The 14,663-nt window shown below is 35.3% G+C and carries 15 protein-coding genes; 11 read left to right on the top strand and 4 right to left on the bottom strand.

The window, feature by feature from the left end; genetic code table 11:
- Positions 1-82: 82 nt before the first annotated feature.
- Entirely contained in the window at positions 83-394 is a 312-nt protein-coding gene (locus tag B5P42_RS01210; RefSeq protein WP_002011018.1) for an ArsR/SmtB family transcription factor, read from the bottom strand.
- A gap of 193 nt (positions 395-587) precedes the next feature.
- Between B5P42_RS01210 and B5P42_RS01215 the strand changes: the two genes are divergently transcribed.
- The 10 genes from B5P42_RS01215 (at position 588) to B5P42_RS01260 (ending at position 10,269) form a co-directional block, all read left to right on the top strand.
- Complete coding sequence (locus B5P42_RS01215) at positions 588-1,163, top strand: CGNR zinc finger domain-containing protein (protein WP_002140624.1); 576 nt, start codon at positions 588-590, stop codon at positions 1,161-1,163.
- A gap of 168 nt (positions 1,164-1,331) precedes the next feature.
- Positions 1,332-1,886, top strand: a complete 555-nt coding sequence (locus B5P42_RS01220) for an HPP family protein (RefSeq protein ID WP_088031144.1) — start codon at positions 1,332-1,334, stop codon at positions 1,884-1,886.
- Positions 1,887-2,400: 514 nt separating this feature from the next.
- Positions 2,401-3,249: a BglG family transcription antiterminator LicT gene (gene licT / locus B5P42_RS01225; protein ID WP_060750938.1), complete on the top strand. Its 849-nt coding sequence runs from the start codon at positions 2,401-2,403 to the stop codon at positions 3,247-3,249.
- 143 nt (positions 3,250-3,392) lie between these two features.
- Positions 3,393-5,285, top strand: coding sequence for a beta-glucoside-specific PTS transporter subunit IIABC (locus B5P42_RS01230; protein ID WP_113733438.1), 1,893 nt, complete (start codon positions 3,393-3,395; stop codon positions 5,283-5,285).
- A 95-nt stretch (positions 5,286-5,380) separates the two neighbouring features.
- A complete protein-coding gene (locus B5P42_RS01235; RefSeq protein ID WP_113733439.1) occupies positions 5,381-6,820 on the top strand; it encodes a 6-phospho-beta-glucosidase in 1,440 nt (479 codons plus the stop codon).
- A 165-nt stretch (positions 6,821-6,985) separates the two neighbouring features.
- On the top strand, positions 6,986-7,444 hold the full coding sequence (locus tag B5P42_RS01240) for a MarR family winged helix-turn-helix transcriptional regulator (RefSeq protein ID WP_002030118.1): 459 nt from the start codon (positions 6,986-6,988) through the stop codon (positions 7,442-7,444).
- Positions 7,437-8,021: a CDP-diacylglycerol--serine O-phosphatidyltransferase gene (gene pssA, locus B5P42_RS01245; protein WP_113733440.1), complete on the top strand. Its 585-nt coding sequence runs from the start codon at positions 7,437-7,439 to the stop codon at positions 8,019-8,021. Before B5P42_RS01240 ends, pssA begins: the two co-directional genes overlap by 8 nt.
- Positions 8,022-8,059: 38 nt before the next feature.
- Positions 8,060-8,431 carry an ATP synthase subunit I gene (locus B5P42_RS01250; protein ID WP_033708849.1) on the top strand — a complete coding sequence of 124 codons (372 nt, stop codon included), beginning with the start codon at positions 8,060-8,062 and terminating at the stop codon, positions 8,429-8,431.
- A 447-nt stretch (positions 8,432-8,878) separates the two neighbouring features.
- Positions 8,879-9,496, top strand: a complete 618-nt coding sequence (locus tag B5P42_RS01255; protein ID WP_113733441.1) for a VanZ family protein — start codon at positions 8,879-8,881, stop codon at positions 9,494-9,496.
- Positions 9,497-9,633: 137 nt separating this feature from the next.
- Positions 9,634-10,269, top strand: coding sequence for a hypothetical protein (locus tag B5P42_RS01260; protein ID WP_113733442.1), 636 nt, complete (start codon positions 9,634-9,636; stop codon positions 10,267-10,269).
- Positions 10,270-10,597: 328 nt separating this feature from the next.
- On the opposite strand, the gene B5P42_RS01270 is transcribed toward B5P42_RS01260, so the two are convergent.
- The 3 genes from B5P42_RS01270 to dhaS all read right to left on the bottom strand — a co-directional run bounded on the left by B5P42_RS01270 (position 10,598) and on the right by dhaS (position 12,584).
- Positions 10,598-10,705, bottom strand: coding sequence for a YjcZ family sporulation protein (locus tag B5P42_RS01270; RefSeq protein ID WP_000505673.1), 108 nt, complete (start codon positions 10,703-10,705; stop codon positions 10,598-10,600).
- Positions 10,706-10,999: 294 nt separating this feature from the next.
- Positions 11,000-11,998, bottom strand: coding sequence for a DhaKLM operon coactivator DhaQ (dhaQ, locus tag B5P42_RS01275; RefSeq protein ID WP_113733443.1), 999 nt, complete (start codon positions 11,996-11,998; stop codon positions 11,000-11,002).
- A gap of 19 nt (positions 11,999-12,017) precedes the next feature.
- Positions 12,018-12,584, bottom strand: a complete 567-nt coding sequence (gene dhaS, locus B5P42_RS01280; protein ID WP_113733444.1) for a dihydroxyacetone kinase transcriptional activator DhaS — start codon at positions 12,582-12,584, stop codon at positions 12,018-12,020.
- Positions 12,585-12,761: 177 nt separating this feature from the next.
- Between dhaS and dhaK the strand changes: the two genes are divergently transcribed.
- Complete coding sequence (gene dhaK / locus B5P42_RS01290; protein WP_113733445.1) at positions 12,762-14,513, top strand: dihydroxyacetone kinase subunit DhaK; 1,752 nt, start codon at positions 12,762-12,764, stop codon at positions 14,511-14,513.
- The last annotated feature ends 150 nt before the right edge of the window (positions 14,514-14,663 follow it).

Raw genomic sequence — 14,663 nt, forward strand, 5'->3', positions numbered from 1 at the left:
AAGTAATTGGATACCTGTAAAAAAGCAGAATGTGTGAAAGCTAATAATCAATTGATATGTAGATTGATTATTAGCTTTCATTTTATAATTCGTTTTGAACGTATTCAGAAAACTCTCGTATTGTTTTTTCATTTCGGCGATAGTATGTCCATTTTCCAATTCGGTCAGAGTCTAGTAATCCTGCCTTTTTCATTGTTAATAAATAACTAGAAATAACCGATTGGGCTAAGCCAGTTTTAAGCTGGATATCTCCTACGCACACTCCAACTTGAAAGTTAAGGCCTTGCTCTAGATAAGGTTTTTCATCGAAATGGTTTTCCGGATTTTTCAACCATGATAAAATTTGACATCTTGTTTCATTTGACAATGCTTTATAAATTAATAAAGGTTCCATAAGGATATTATATCTACTTTTACAGATTTGTAAATGGGTTTTGGTTATTTTAGGGGAGAAGGTATACGTGATCCTTTTAAATGTGAATGGGGTGCTTTAGCCATGGGGCTTTCTTTCTGGATGTGAATTTATAAAAAGTTGCACCGTCATATTGCTTTAGAATATGATTGGTTAAAGAGTAGGTGATGAGTACATGCAGGAAACAAAACAATTCCCGCTTATATCTGGAAATCTCTCATTAGATTTAGTGAATACAGAGTTAGTTAGGCGTGGACAACGTTATGATTTATTAATAACAGATGAAGATGTATTAGAATGGCTACATGTAGTAAAGGAGAATATTCCTTTTGACAATGAAAAGGTGCTCCAAGAGCGCATGAATCAAGTTACATCTAGCATATTAGAAATAAGAGAGGTACTGAGAAAACAGTTCGAAGCAATTGCTGATCAGCACGAAATTTCTAATGATTTTATTGTGTATTTAGAAAAACAAATTGAGAAGGCGCCATTTACATATAAAGTCATTGAACAGCGTCTCGTACCCATCCCAGTTGGAGAAATTGAGGATGTTCTCGTATCGTTAATTGCATTTGATACTTTAACGTTAATAGCAGAGAATAAGCTTATTTCTCTTAAAAGATGTTCAAACCCTGATTGTGTTTTATTATTTATAGATAAAAGTGGAAAACGAAAATGGTGTTCTATGAAAATATGTGGAAACCGGAAAAAGGTGGCAAAATTTCAGGATCGAAAATCTGAAGAGGTTTAGGGAATCAACTTATAACAGTTGATTCTTTTTTTTTTTCGACCTTTAAACTAACCCCTAAAATTAATATTTACAGGTTAGTTAATTCGGGTTATAATTGTAGGTAAATAAAGTGAAACTTTAATTAGTGGGGTGTCCATCCCCGCGAATAGCGGGATAAAGGAGGAAACGATGGATAATATAACAGCAGCTAAGCAGAAAGAGGCTCAGCCAATAAGTGTACGATATTTTTCAAAAATGAAAGGGAAAGGGAGAAGTCCATTACAAGTAAATATAAAGGATTCTTTAACGGGACTACTGGGGGGATTTTTAACAATTCTCACCTTAACATATTTAACGAGTATAACCTCTACAGAATTGCTAATGGCTCCATTTGGAGCGAGTTGTGTATTAGCGTTTGGAGTTTGGAATGCACCGCTATCTCAGCCGCGTAATATTATTGGAGGACATTTAATTTCAACTTTCATTGGTCTATCAATATATCATTTGTTTGGGAATGATTATTGGACAATTGCTTTAGCAGTGGGGATGGCAATAGCCGTTATGATGTTAACGAGAACAACGCATCCTCCGGCAGGGGCCGATCCAATTATCGTTATTTTAGGGGCAAACAGTTGGAGTTATTTAGTAACACCAGTTTTAGTTGGTTCCGTGGTTATTGTGGTTATTGCTTTATTCATTAATAATATGAGTAGTAAAAGAAGCTATCCAACTTTTTGGATATAATTTGTAAAGTGAAAGACAATTTAAGTGAGTATTCTATTTTTACTATGTTTTATTTTTTATATAGAAAAAGCCTTAGTTGTAATTATGGCTAAAGGCTTGGGTTCGCATCCTTTTTAATTGATAAAGAAAAGACACCTATATAAGAGTGTCTTTTTTATTTGAGTTATGCGCATTGCTTAATAAGACGCTAGTTTCTCAGTCTGACTATGAGTAACTATGTAGGGTAATTTAATTACAACATTTTAACTAATAATGGGTCTATATGGAATTTGAAAAAACTGAAAGATTATTATGCCTTTGTTTTTCCTTGTAAAAAAATGTTCAATAATTCGTTGTTGCAAACGCTTACTGCTTGTGTATAATAAAGGTAAGTTAATAATTAAAAGGATTGTTACTGTTCGGCAGGCAAAACCTAAATTGATCTAGAGGCTACGGGTGTAGTGTGGCTTTTGGAATCAGTTTAGGTTTTTTTATTACCCTTTGTGACTTTAGTAGAAAAAGAAGGCGGAACAATATGAGAATCCATAAAATCTTAAATAATAATGTTGTTTGTACGATGAAGGATAATGAGACAGAAGTTGTACTTATGGGCAGAGGTTTAGGATTTCAGAAAAAAGTAGGCGATACCATTGATGAATCTAAGATAGAAAAGACCTTTGTGCTAGAAACAAAAGAATTATCAGAGAAACTTGCTAGATTGTTAACTGAAATTCCTGTGCAGAATTTAGAAATTACAGAGAGAATTATTCAGTTTGCTAAGACAGTTTTGCCGGGGGAGTTAAGTGATTATATTTATCTTACATTAACTGATCACTTAAGTTTCGCCTTAACTAGGCATAAAGAAGGAATGGATCTCAAAAATACTTTGCTTTGGGAAGTTAAGAGATTTTATCAGAAAGAGTTTGAAATCGGTCTACAAGCTTTACATATTATTGAAGAAGAGACTGGGTTTAGACTTTGTGAAGATGAAGCAGGGTCAATTGCACTACATTTCGTTAATGCGCAGCAAGGAGAGCCGGCGATGCAGCAAACGGTGGCGATGACGAAAATCGTCCAAGATATTTTAAATGTTGTTAAGTACCACTATAAGATGAACTTAGATGAAAATTCATTTAATTATAGTCGGTTTGTAACGCATTTACGATATTTTGCTCAGCGTTTAATGCAGAAGGAATTAAATTCGGCAGATGATGATTTTTTATATGAGCAAGTGAAAAGTAAGTATCATGAAGCATATTGTTGTACAGAAAAAATTGAAGCATACTTACGAAAAGCGCATAATAGTCATCTTTCAAAAGATGAAAAAGTGTATGTAACGTTGCACATTCATCGTGTAACGAAACGCAATGAACTATGTAATTGAATAAACGGGATTGTTACTGTTTGGCAGGCAAAACCTAAATTGACTTTTAATGGAGTGATTCGTATGTATCACGTCATTAGAGTTAGTTTAGGTTTTTTCTTTTATAAATGATAAATGGGATGATTATAAGGAGGGAACCTATTATGAAATATGAAAAATTAGCAAAGGATATTTTGAAAAACGTAGGTGGAAAAGAAAATGTACATAGTGTTGTTCACTGTGTGACTCGCTTAAGATTTCAATTAAAGGATGAGGGGAAAGCAAATACGGAAATACTGAAAAGTATGGAAGATATTGTGACTGTTATGAAAAGCGGTGGACAGTATCAAGTTGTTATTGGTAACCATGTATCTGACGTGTATAAAGCGGTTATTGTTGCCGGAGGATTTCAAGAAACAGAAGAGGAAGCTACGAGTGAGAAGAAAAAGAGTAGTCTTATAGATATTCTTTCTAGCATTTTTACTCCTATTTTAGGGGTGTTAGCTGCAACGGGGATGATTAAAGGATTTAATGCACTATTTTTAGCGTTAGGCTGGTTAAGTAATGAGTCAGGAACGTATCAAATATTAAACGCGGTTGGGGATTCGTTATTTTATTTCTTCCCAATCTTCCTAGGATATACAGCAAGTAAGAAATTTGGAGGTTCGCCGTTCATTGGTATGGCAATTGGGGGAGCTTTAGTTTATCCAGCTTTATCAGGTTTAAAAGCAAGCGAGCCATTATATACGCTATTTGCTGGAACGATGTTTGAATCACCAATTCATATTACGTTTTTAGGAATACCAGTTATTTTAATGAATTATGCGTCATCAGTTATTCCAATTATTCTCGCTACTTATTTTGGATCGAAAGTAGAAAGAACTTTAAAGAAAGTAATTCCAGATGTTGTTAAAACATTTGTAGTACCATTTTTCACATTACTTATCGTTGTACCAGTTACATTTCTTGTGATTGGCCCGATTGCGACGTGGGCAGGTCAATTTTTAGGACAGGCTACACTTTGGGTTTATAATTTAAGTCCATTAGTAGCAGGGATAGTACTTGGTGCTTTCTGGCAAGTGCTCGTTATTTTCGGACTTCATTGGGGAATTGTCCCGATTGGCTATAATAATTTAGCAGTGCACGGTATTGATCCTATATTAGCGCTCATATTCGCTACTTCATTTGCTCAAATTGGGGCTGTTCTTGGAGTTTGGATGAAAACGAAAGACCAGAAATTAAAAACACTTAGTATTCCAGCTTTTATTTCGGGTATTTTCGGGGTTACAGAACCAGCGATTTATGGTATTACACTTCCTCTTAAAAAGCCGTTTATTATGAGCTGTATTGCGGGAGGAATTGGCGGCGGAATACTTGGCGTATTCGGTACGCAAGCTTATATGACAGGTGGTCTTGGGATATTTGCGATTCCAACATTTATTAGTCCGAAAGAAGGCATCACGGCTGGATTTTGGGGAGCGATTATTGCGATGGTTGTCTCCTTAATATTAGGTTTTGTTCTTACTTACTTATTTGGTTTTACTAAAAAGAAAGCTTCTACAGAAACAGTTGAAACAATTAATAAAATTGCTGCATCAAACGATGATGAAGTAATCTTTAGTCCTTTTCATGGTGTAGTTAAGCCTCTCGAACATATTGATGATGCTGCATTTGCATCAGGTGCGTTAGGTGAAGGAGTTGCGATTGAGCCTTCAGAAGGAAAGTTGTTTTCACCAGTATCAGGTACGATTTCTGCGCTTTTCCCGACGAATCATGCAGTAGGAATTACGGCGGATTCAGGCGCTGAAATTTTAATCCATATTGGGATGGATACTGTGAAACTAAATGGCGAATTTTTCTCTTCTCATATTGAACAAGGAGCGAGAGTAGAAAAAGGGCAATTACTTATTGAGTTTAATATATTTGAAATTCAAAAGGCGGGTTATATTGTGACAACACCAGTTGTTGTTACAAATTATGATAAATATAGCATTAAAAAAACGGAAGTAGAAAAGATTCAAGCAGGAGATTCATTACTAGAGTTAGCAGTTAAATAGTAGTTACATTTCATACAGGTTCAAACGAAGAAAGGTATTCTTTAAAAATTGTAATACCTTTCCTCGTTAATTCTTATATAAAGGAGTTTTTCTATATGTCTAAAGTTATTTTTCCTAAAGGATTTTTATGGGGCGGCGCGATTGCTGCCAATCAAGCTGAAGGAGCATATTTAGAAGATGGAAAAGGATTGACGATAGTTGATCTATTGCCAACTGGTGAAAAGCGTTGGGATATTATGAAGGGGAATATTCATTCCTTTACACCGGTAGAAGGGGAGTTTTATCCATCACACGAAGCAATTGATTTTTACCATAGTTATAAAGAGGATATTGCTCTTTTTGCAGAAATGGGATTTAAAGCGTTACGCGTATCTATTGCTTGGACACGTATTTTCCCAAATGGTGATGATGAAAAGGCGAATGAAGCAGGGTTACAGTTTTATGATAATTTATTTGATGAACTGTTGAAGCATGGCATTGAACCGGTAGTTACGATGGCTCATTTTGATGTTCCTGTTCATTTAGTTGAAAAGTACGGAAGCTGGAGAAGTAGAAAGCTTGTCAATTTCTTTGAGACGTATGCAAAAACGATTTTTAATAGATATAAAGATAAAGTGAAATATTGGATGACATTTAATGAAATTAATATGCTTTTACATTTATCTTTCATGGGTGCAGGGTTAACATTTAAAGAAGGTGAGAATAAAAAACAAATTCAGTATCAAGCAGCGCATCACCAGCTTGTCGCAAGTGCGTTAGCTGTGAAAGCGTGTCATGAAATTATTCCAGATGCAAAAATCGGTTGTATGCTTGCTGCTGGTGCAACGTATCCATATACATGCAATCCGGATGATGTTTTACGCGCGATGGAACAAGACCGTGAATCATTCTTCTTCATTGATGTACAAGCAAGAGGAGCATATCCTGGGTATGCGAAACGTTTCTTTAAAGACAACAATTTGACGATTGAAATGGAAAAAGACGATGAGTCAATCTTGAGAGATAATACAGTTGATTATATCGGATTTAGCTACTATTCAAGCCGAGCAACAAGTACAGATCCGGAAGTGCTAAAAAGTATAACGAGCGGAAATGTATTTGGTTCTGTTGAAAATCCGTATCTTGAAAAATCAGAGTGGGGATGGACGATTGATCCGAAAGGCTTCCGTATTACAGCGAACCAACTTTACGATCGCTATCAAAAACCTTTATTTGTCGTTGAAAATGGTCTTGGCGCAATCGATCAATTAAATGCTGAAGACGAAGTAAACGATGACTACCGTATTGATTACTTGCAAAAACATATGACGGAAATGTCAGAAGCAATCCAAGATGGAGTAGATATTATCGGATATACAAGCTGGGGCCCGATTGACCTTGTAAGTGCCTCTACTGGAGAAATGAAAAAACGTTACGGATATATATACGTTGATAAAGATAATGAAGGAAAAGGCTCATTAAAAAGATCGAAGAAGAACAGTTTCAATTGGTATAAAGAAGTAATTGAGACGAATGGTGAGAGTTTGAAATCTTAAGTATAAAAAGAAGACATCAATTAAGATGTCTTCTTTTTTTTCATTGTGAATAAAGTATGGGGCTATATTTTCCTTTACACGAACATAACGGTATAATATAGTTAAGTTAAGTAAACTTAACTATTTAACAAAACGAAATAACAGCATAACTGGAGGAAGAATGCTATGACTAGATCATATAAAGAAGTAATTAATGAAATGAACCGAGCCTATAATGAATTCTACATTTTACTATTTCAGGAGTTAAAGGATGAGTTCGGTCTTACAGGACAGCAAGAGAGCATGCTATTTCATATTAATTTAAATGAAAATACGACAGCAAATCACATTGCGACTACTTTTAATATATCGAAAAGTGCTGTGAGCCAAGTTTTATCGAAATTGGAAAAACAGAAGATGATTTCGAAACAAGTAAACCCTAATAATAAACGGGAGTATTTCCTTACACTTGGTCCAAACGGTAGTAAGTATATAGAGCGGTTGTCTGAGTTAGATGATGTATTAATTGAGAAATACTTTTCTAAAATCGACATAAATGCTTTAGAGCAAATGACGGATACGTTAACGAAAATAAATAAAGTGATATTGGAAGAAAAACAGAAGGATCTTGATTGTAATGAGTAAGAACCTTGATGAAGCAATTAGTAGAAAGGAGGAGAAGCCTGTTATGAGTTACATACCAAATATGATTACGATAGCAAATTTTGTATGTGGGCTTTTGGCTATTTACGCTGTCCTCGTTCACGATATGTATTTGGGGGCAGTTTTTATTATTACAGGTATGTTATTTGATTTTTTTGATGGCATGGTCGCTCGGAAACTTGATTCTGTTTCGGAAATTGGCGGGGAGCTAGATTCATTTGCGGATTTAGTTACCTTTGGTGTGGCACCTTCTATTCTTGCATATAGTATCGTGTTAAAAGATTTGCCGTCTATCGGGATGATATGTGCGCTTGCTTACAGTGTTTGTGGAATGCTGCGGCTTGCGAGATTTAACACGCAGCAAAGCAAACTCCCGACATTTATAGGCATGCCAATTCCATTCGCGGCAATGTGCCTCCTCATTTTATGCCTCATGAATAATCCAGTTTCCGTGGCGTTTGGCACATGCGTACTTGCTTATTTAATGGTGAGCAAAATCAAATTCCCCCATTTTAAAAAAGATATATCGGAAAGTTTGAAGTCCGAAAGATGGGATTGATGATACGGAAATATATCGAGAAAGATAAGGAGCATAACATGATTCGTATGGCATTAAGATCATTTAACATACAAATATATTGTTTGCTAGGTGTGATGTTATTAGGATGGTTGCTGACACCTTTTTCAGCCCAGTTTGTAGGGATAAGCATTGGCCTTTTAGTGAGTATGTACTGCGCCTGGATTTTAGGAAGGCGTATTGAAAAGTTCGGAGATAGCATTGTAAAAAAAGAAAAAGCACCGATGCTTGGAATGATGAATCGGTTTGCAGCTGCAATACTCGGCGCGATTATTATGTATGAAATTGAACACCATGAATTCATGTGGACATTTGCTGCTGGAATTATGGGTGGGTATTTCTTGATTATTATTAATTTAGGGTATTACAGTATGAGAGATGGGAAGGAATAAAGTGAAACTTTAATCAGCGCACATCAATCGGCGTTTTTAAAAGCGAGGAAAGTAGCTACTTTCCTCGCTTTTGTGTTGTATGAAAAAAATTAAGGGATTGCCATATGGCAATCCCTTAATTAATATAATTCATTAATCGTTTCTTTCGCGATTTTATTAGAAGCATCTAATTTCATCAAGTACCTTTTCATTCATGCTTACTGCTTTCCTCTGGTCAGAATAAGTATATCTGATTGAGTCAGACTTTAACTGAACAAACGATTCACATGATTATATACTGTATTGATGAAAATACTACAAGAGTTGCATGTGAAGATTTAAGAAAAATTTAATGTTTACCCCGCTCTTGATTTTAAAAGTTTTTCCTATCCTATAAATGAGTTACATCAAGAAGAAGACTAAAAACGAAAAAGTCATAGATGAAAATGTAAAGTTAGGGGATTCTACATGCATACAGGAGTTTGGATTAGTTATTTGTATACTTATTTTTTTACTATTATTTTTTGTATTGTGTTTCAAATTGGATTTTATTTTAAAGCGAAAAGAACTATATCTATTCGGCATTTTCTATGGGTATATGTTTTTCTGTTCTACCTTTCGCTAGTGTATAAGGTGACGCAAATCGCGACTGTATGGGATATAAGTAGATATGAAACGTGGATTCGTGTAAGTCAAATCAACTTGACTCTATTTGATACTGCAGGTAGTACTACGTATCTTTTGAACATTTTACTGTTTATGCCGTTAGGTTTTTTATTACCGACTATTTGGCCGCATTTTAGAAAAATGCAAAACACCGTATGTGCGGGATTCTTTTTTTCATTGGCAATTGAGTTAAATCAATTACTAAATAATAGAATTACAGATATTGATGATTTATTTACGAACACCCTCGGGGCGATTGTTGGGTATTTATTATATAGAGCTTTATTTAAAATGATATTTAAAAGAGAGGAAGAAAAGCTTGATAACAATTCTTCTCTAGTCATAAAATACGAGGCTATTTTTTGTTTAGTGTGTTCATTTGTAGGTGCGATGTTAATTTATTATCCTGGAGACCTGTAATCCTCCAATGAGATACGACCTCGTTTATAAAATGATTCTAGTTCTCCTCGCTTAAACACGGTAAAATGTGAATGATTCATCCCTTTTTCTAACTTAATAGATACAGTTTATGTATTACATGATAGGTAGGTGTAAATGTGTTAAATGTTCAATTATTTCAATACTTACTAAAAGAGTCTCAAACAGCTCTTCATACAGATGGAAAACGAGTGTATATGTTAAAAGATGAAGGGTTCTCACCGTATTCTATCTATTTCAATCACCCTATTATGATAGGAGTAGGAACGAATTGGAATCAGCATACAGGATTTGAAGAAATCATTAAAGGATTTATAAGTGCAAATAACAAATTTCCTATGTATATGTTATTGGAAACTTATTTACGTAGGGACTTTATTCAAGGGTTTTTAGAAGAGAATAAACTTCATTTTGAGCTAGTTTTTACTAATAAGAAAAAGGATACGAACTTTTTTAAAGTGTGCATTACCAATAGTGATGATATAACTACACTTATGAAGTATTTCTTCCAATCAGCACAAGATTCTCTCTATACGTTATTAAGCTATTCAGCAGACTGTAAGATGATTAGTAATCATACTGGTGAGATTGAAATAAAAGCGGACAGTTTCTATCCAAGCTTCTCATTTATGTATGATGCGCAAGAATTATTTATTATTGGCGGAGAAGAAAAATGGTCACATATCCATTATATAAAAAGATTTTTTCATCTTGAGCAGATTACAGATGAGCTAACTATTGATGTAAGAAAATGAATTTAATGATGATGTGTTAAAGTTTTTACCAAGTAGAGAAGTTGATAAACTGATATTAATATTTTCTGATTTAAGAATAGGTGTATTAATTGGTGATGAGTGTTTTAATTATATAAGTTTTGGATCTAAGGAATTAAAGTTAGTTGAGCAACTTTGTGTAGGAGAAGGATTATTTGTATGTCACACTAAAGACCGAAAGTGATAAGGTGCTGTATAAATAACTAATTTGGATGACTTGAATGTATAAACCTAAAAACTTTCCTTTATGGAGAGTTTTTTATTACAAAGAAAAGACACCCATATAAGAGTGTCTTTTCCGATAGTTTGTTTAGCAGAAGCAAGAAGCTCCAACTATGATTAATAAAATAAACAATACTACTAATAAAGCAAAGCCGCCAGAAAATCCACAGCCGCCACAACTACCACCAAATCCCATAATAGTTCCTCCTTTAATAAGAGGGGAAAACAAGGGGTCACTCATGTATTTTAACGGATTCAATTTACTTTATGTTTTTTACGCAATAATTGAGCAGGTCCTTTTGAAAATAAAAAAAAGACACATTAAGGTGCCTTTCTCCGACTGGATAACCGCATTTCGAAACTGGTGGATAACTTGCAAATAGTATGTATGCTTCTATTTATTTAAAGATACCTAAGATTTATACATTCTTCATATAAGTCAGTACTTTTGATTACTAAACGTTCAATCATCATAATGTTTAGTTTATTGTTACCAACCACTCGCTCTAACATCCGCCTTCAACCACTTCACCCAATCCGAATCTTCTATTTTAAGCAAACTGAGCGAAACACCTTTCATATCTAAAGAAGTGAGAAGGGTACCAACCTTTACGAACTTCACATGTAAGCCTTCCAGCTCACATAAACGGCGAATATCGTTTGCGAAAATGTATTGTTCCATTAATGGTGTCGCACCGAGTCCGTTAATGAGGATGGAGAAGTTGTCTCCTTTTCGCCAGCGATAAATGCTTTTTAATTTGTTCATTAGTTCAATCGCTAATATTTCAGAAGAGGATAGTGCTTCTTTACGGTAACCTTTTTCGCCATGAATGCCGACGCCGTAAAACACTTCATCGTCGTTTAATGTGAAGGAAGCTTTTCCTTGTACTGGATCATTTGCAGGTGAAAGGGCGACTCCTAATGTGTGTAAGTTTTGGATGACAGCTTGTCCAAGTGCTGTTAGTTCTTCTAAAGAATGACCGCTCTCAGCGGCCGCGCCTACTATTTTTTGAATGAAAACAGTGCCAGCAACGCCGCGTCTTCTTTTGTTAAAAGAAGCATCATCTTCAATTGAAACGTCGTCATTTACGATGATGTGGTCAATTTGTCTTCCTTCTTCTTTTACGATTTGTTCTGCCGCTAAAAAGTTTTCTACGTCATCTTTAAAGTTTTTTATGATGAATAAAATACTTTTATCTTTTGGCATTAAGCGAGTTGCCGCCACAATTTGTTCGACTGTAGGGGGAGTGAAGATACTGCCGTTTACTGCCGCCGTAAGCATACCGTTTCCTACATAGCCAATATCAGCTGGTTCGTGTCCGCTACCACCGCCGCTTATAATGACAACGTTTTGCTCCATTTCTGCGATATCTTTTACATAAATGATGTTATGTGTTTCGTCGTAATTTACTTTGTCGTTATGTTCAAAATAAAAGCCATGCAGCATATCTTGAACAATATTTTCTACATCATTCATAATCTTTTTCATTGCTTTTGCCACCCTTTAATTACTTTGCTGATTGCTCAAGTAAAAGTAGTAATTGATTGTTTATCATATTTTTCATGAGAGAAGACATAATGGATGGATCTACTTCACATTTACTTTCAATCCAATCTTTTATCGTCCCAACGAAGCCGTGACTATAAAAAGAGGCAATCGTATTTTTTGTCTCATCAGAAAGGCTGAATCCACAGCTCATCGATAGTTCATCAATAATCTTCATATATAAGTTTTTCGTATGCTCAAATAAATAGTGATTAAACGAGTTTTGCTCAATGACTTTAAATGCATTTCGGTAAAATTTTTGATTTTCGTAAAAGTAATCAAATAATAAATCGAAAATGTTTTCCCATGTTTCATAATCAAGAAAGTCTATAATATTTTCTTTCGTTTCTTCTTTATAAATCCAGCTTAATAGTTCGAATTTATCTTTAAAATGGTAATAAAAAGTTTGCCTACGCATTGGACAGTGTAACATAATATCGCTTACTGATATTTTATGAAACGACTCTGTTTCCATTAAATGTTTCAATGAGTTCGCGATTATCTTTTTAGAAATTATAGAAGAGGTCATCTGAATCATCCCTAGAATGTAGTAATATGAAAATCCTATCTACAAATGAAAGAAGTGTCTTTAGACAAATTGTCCATTTTGTCCGTTTACTATAAAACGCTTTCATTTTAACATGAGTAGTAAGAAGAAGATTTCAAATATATCACAATATATTAAAGGAATTGAGGGAGAATCACAATGAAAAAGATTATAAATAAACCAGAAACATTAGTAATGGAAATGTGCAACGGAATGGTTATGGCTCATCCAGAGCTTGAGCTTTTGAAAAAATATAAAGTTATTAAGAAGAAAGAAATGAATGAAAATAAAGTAACGTTAATTAGTGGCGGCGGTAGTGGTCATGAGCCAGCGCATGCAGGTCTAGTCGGAAAAGGAATGCTGGATGCGGCAGTGTGCGGAGATGTGTTTGCTTCTCCTTCGCAAATTCAGGTCTATCAAGCAATTAAAGAAACAGCTAGTAAAAAAGGTACGTTATTAATTATTAAAAATTATAGCGGCGATATTATGAATTTCAAAAACGGTGCGCATTTAGCGACTGAAGATGGAATTGAAGTAGACTACGTAAAAGTGGACGATGATATTGCGGTAGAAGATAGTTTGTATACAGTAGGACGCCGCGGCGTTGCGGGAGTTATTTTAGTTCATAAAATTGCCGGCGCAGCGGCGGAAGCAGGAATGGATTTAGGAGCGGTGAAAGCTGTAGCGGAAAAAGCAGCGGCTAACGTGCGTACAATCGGTTTAGCATTAACTTCTTGTACAGTTCCAGCAAGCGGATCACCTACTTTTACACTTGCGGAAGATGAAATGGAATACGGTGTAGGTATTCACGGTGAACCAGGTATTAAACGTGAAAAAACGCTGTCAGCAGATGAATTAGCTAACCGTATGACAAATGATTTAATAAAAGATTTAGGAGTAAAAGATGGTGAGGAAATCGCGCTTCTAGTAAATGGTTTTGGCGGAACACCACTGCAAGAACTATATCTATTTAATAATGCAGTTACGAGAGAATTAGCTGATAGAAACATTAAAATTAATAGAGTATTCGTCGGTAACTATATGACGAGTATTGATATGGCAGGTATGTCTTTAACAGTAATGAAGTTAGATGACGAGTTAAAAACGTTGTTATCGAAAGAGTGTAATACACCAGCGTTTAAAGTAGATGGACCAGTTGAAAGTGTAGAGTACGTGAATGTGCTTGAAGATGTAGAAGAGAAGGAAGTTTCCTTCGAAATAGAAACAGCGGAAGAGCACGCTGTTATTAAAGATAATGTCATTACATTAAATAACATGATTTATCTCGTTGATAAAATGAGTGACATTATTATTAAAAATGAAGTACCGTTCTGTGAGTTAGATACACATGCAGGTGACGGAGACTTCGGAATGAGTGTTGCAAAAGGATTTAAGCAATTAAAGCGTGAGTGGCATTCTATTTTAGGACAAGAGAATGTAACGATCGGATCATTCCTTGACGGTTGTTCAATGATTATTATGGAACATTGCGGCGGCGCTTCTGGTCCAATTTGGGGCGGAGCATTCCGCGCAGCTAGTAAAGCAGCAGGCGAAAAACGTGAGTTAACAGCTAAAGAGTTCGCTGAAATATTGCAAGCGGCACTTCAAGGCATACAATCTATCGGTGAAAGATCGTTCGGTAGAGGAGCGGTAGTTGGTGATAAAACACTTGTTGACGCACTAGCTCCATGTGTAGATTCTTGGTTAGATAGCGCTTCGAACGAAGTAGACGTGAAAACTGCCTTTGAAAAAGGAGCAGAAGCAGCGGTTAAAGGCGCAGAGTATACGAAAGAAATCGTAGCTCGTATGGGCCGCGCTGGTACAGTTGGTGAAAGAAGCTTAGGCTATCCAGATGCAGGTGCACATGCGCTTGGGGTTATCTTTACGGAGATTGCGGGTAGTTTGAAATAGGAATTAGAAGATCCCCTCTGCCTTATGGTGGAGGGGATTTTTATAGTTGAGTGATATGTAATTTTGCTAGATGTTCTCTCCGTAAAGATATGTATGTTTATAAATACTAAGATAATAGTTTTAAAAGAAGCAACGTGAGTTCCTATAAAT

Origin of the sequence: Bacillus sp. SRB_331, from assembly GCF_003264175.1 — a bacterium.
Taxonomy (GTDB): Bacteria; Bacillota; Bacilli; order Bacillales; family Bacillaceae_G; genus Bacillus_A; species Bacillus_A mycoides.

What these genes read in the sequence shown, in the direction of transcription:
- dhaQ (WP_113733443.1), bottom strand. Translation starts at nt 11,998, where the DNA reads ATGAAAAAGATTATGAATGATGTAGAAAATATTGTTCAAGATATGCTG.
- B5P42_RS01230 (WP_113733438.1), top strand. Translation starts at nt 3,393, where the DNA reads ATGAAATATGAAAAATTAGCAAAGGATATTTTGAAAAACGTAGGTGGA.
- dhaS (WP_113733444.1), bottom strand. Translation starts at nt 12,584, where the DNA reads ATGACCTCTTCTATAATTTCTAAAAAGATAATCGCGAACTCATTGAAA.
- B5P42_RS01270 (WP_000505673.1), bottom strand. Translation starts at nt 10,705, where the DNA reads ATGGGATTTGGTGGTAGTTGTGGCGGCTGTGGATTTTCTGGCGGCTTT.
- B5P42_RS01255 (WP_113733441.1), top strand. Translation starts at nt 8,879, where the DNA reads ATGCATACAGGAGTTTGGATTAGTTATTTGTATACTTATTTTTTTACT.
- dhaK (WP_113733445.1), top strand. Translation starts at nt 12,762, where the DNA reads ATGAAAAAGATTATAAATAAACCAGAAACATTAGTAATGGAAATGTGC.
- pssA (WP_113733440.1), top strand. Translation starts at nt 7,437, where the DNA reads ATGAGTAAGAACCTTGATGAAGCAATTAGTAGAAAGGAGGAGAAGCCT.
- licT (WP_060750938.1), top strand. Translation starts at nt 2,401, where the DNA reads ATGAGAATCCATAAAATCTTAAATAATAATGTTGTTTGTACGATGAAG.
- B5P42_RS01215 (WP_002140624.1), top strand. Translation starts at nt 588, where the DNA reads ATGCAGGAAACAAAACAATTCCCGCTTATATCTGGAAATCTCTCATTA.
- B5P42_RS01250 (WP_033708849.1), top strand. Translation starts at nt 8,060, where the DNA reads ATGATTCGTATGGCATTAAGATCATTTAACATACAAATATATTGTTTG.
- B5P42_RS01240 (WP_002030118.1), top strand. Translation starts at nt 6,986, where the DNA reads ATGACTAGATCATATAAAGAAGTAATTAATGAAATGAACCGAGCCTAT.
- B5P42_RS01220 (WP_088031144.1), top strand. Translation starts at nt 1,332, where the DNA reads ATGGATAATATAACAGCAGCTAAGCAGAAAGAGGCTCAGCCAATAAGT.
- B5P42_RS01210 (WP_002011018.1), bottom strand. Translation starts at nt 394, where the DNA reads ATGGAACCTTTATTAATTTATAAAGCATTGTCAAATGAAACAAGATGT.
- B5P42_RS01235 (WP_113733439.1), top strand. Translation starts at nt 5,381, where the DNA reads ATGTCTAAAGTTATTTTTCCTAAAGGATTTTTATGGGGCGGCGCGATT.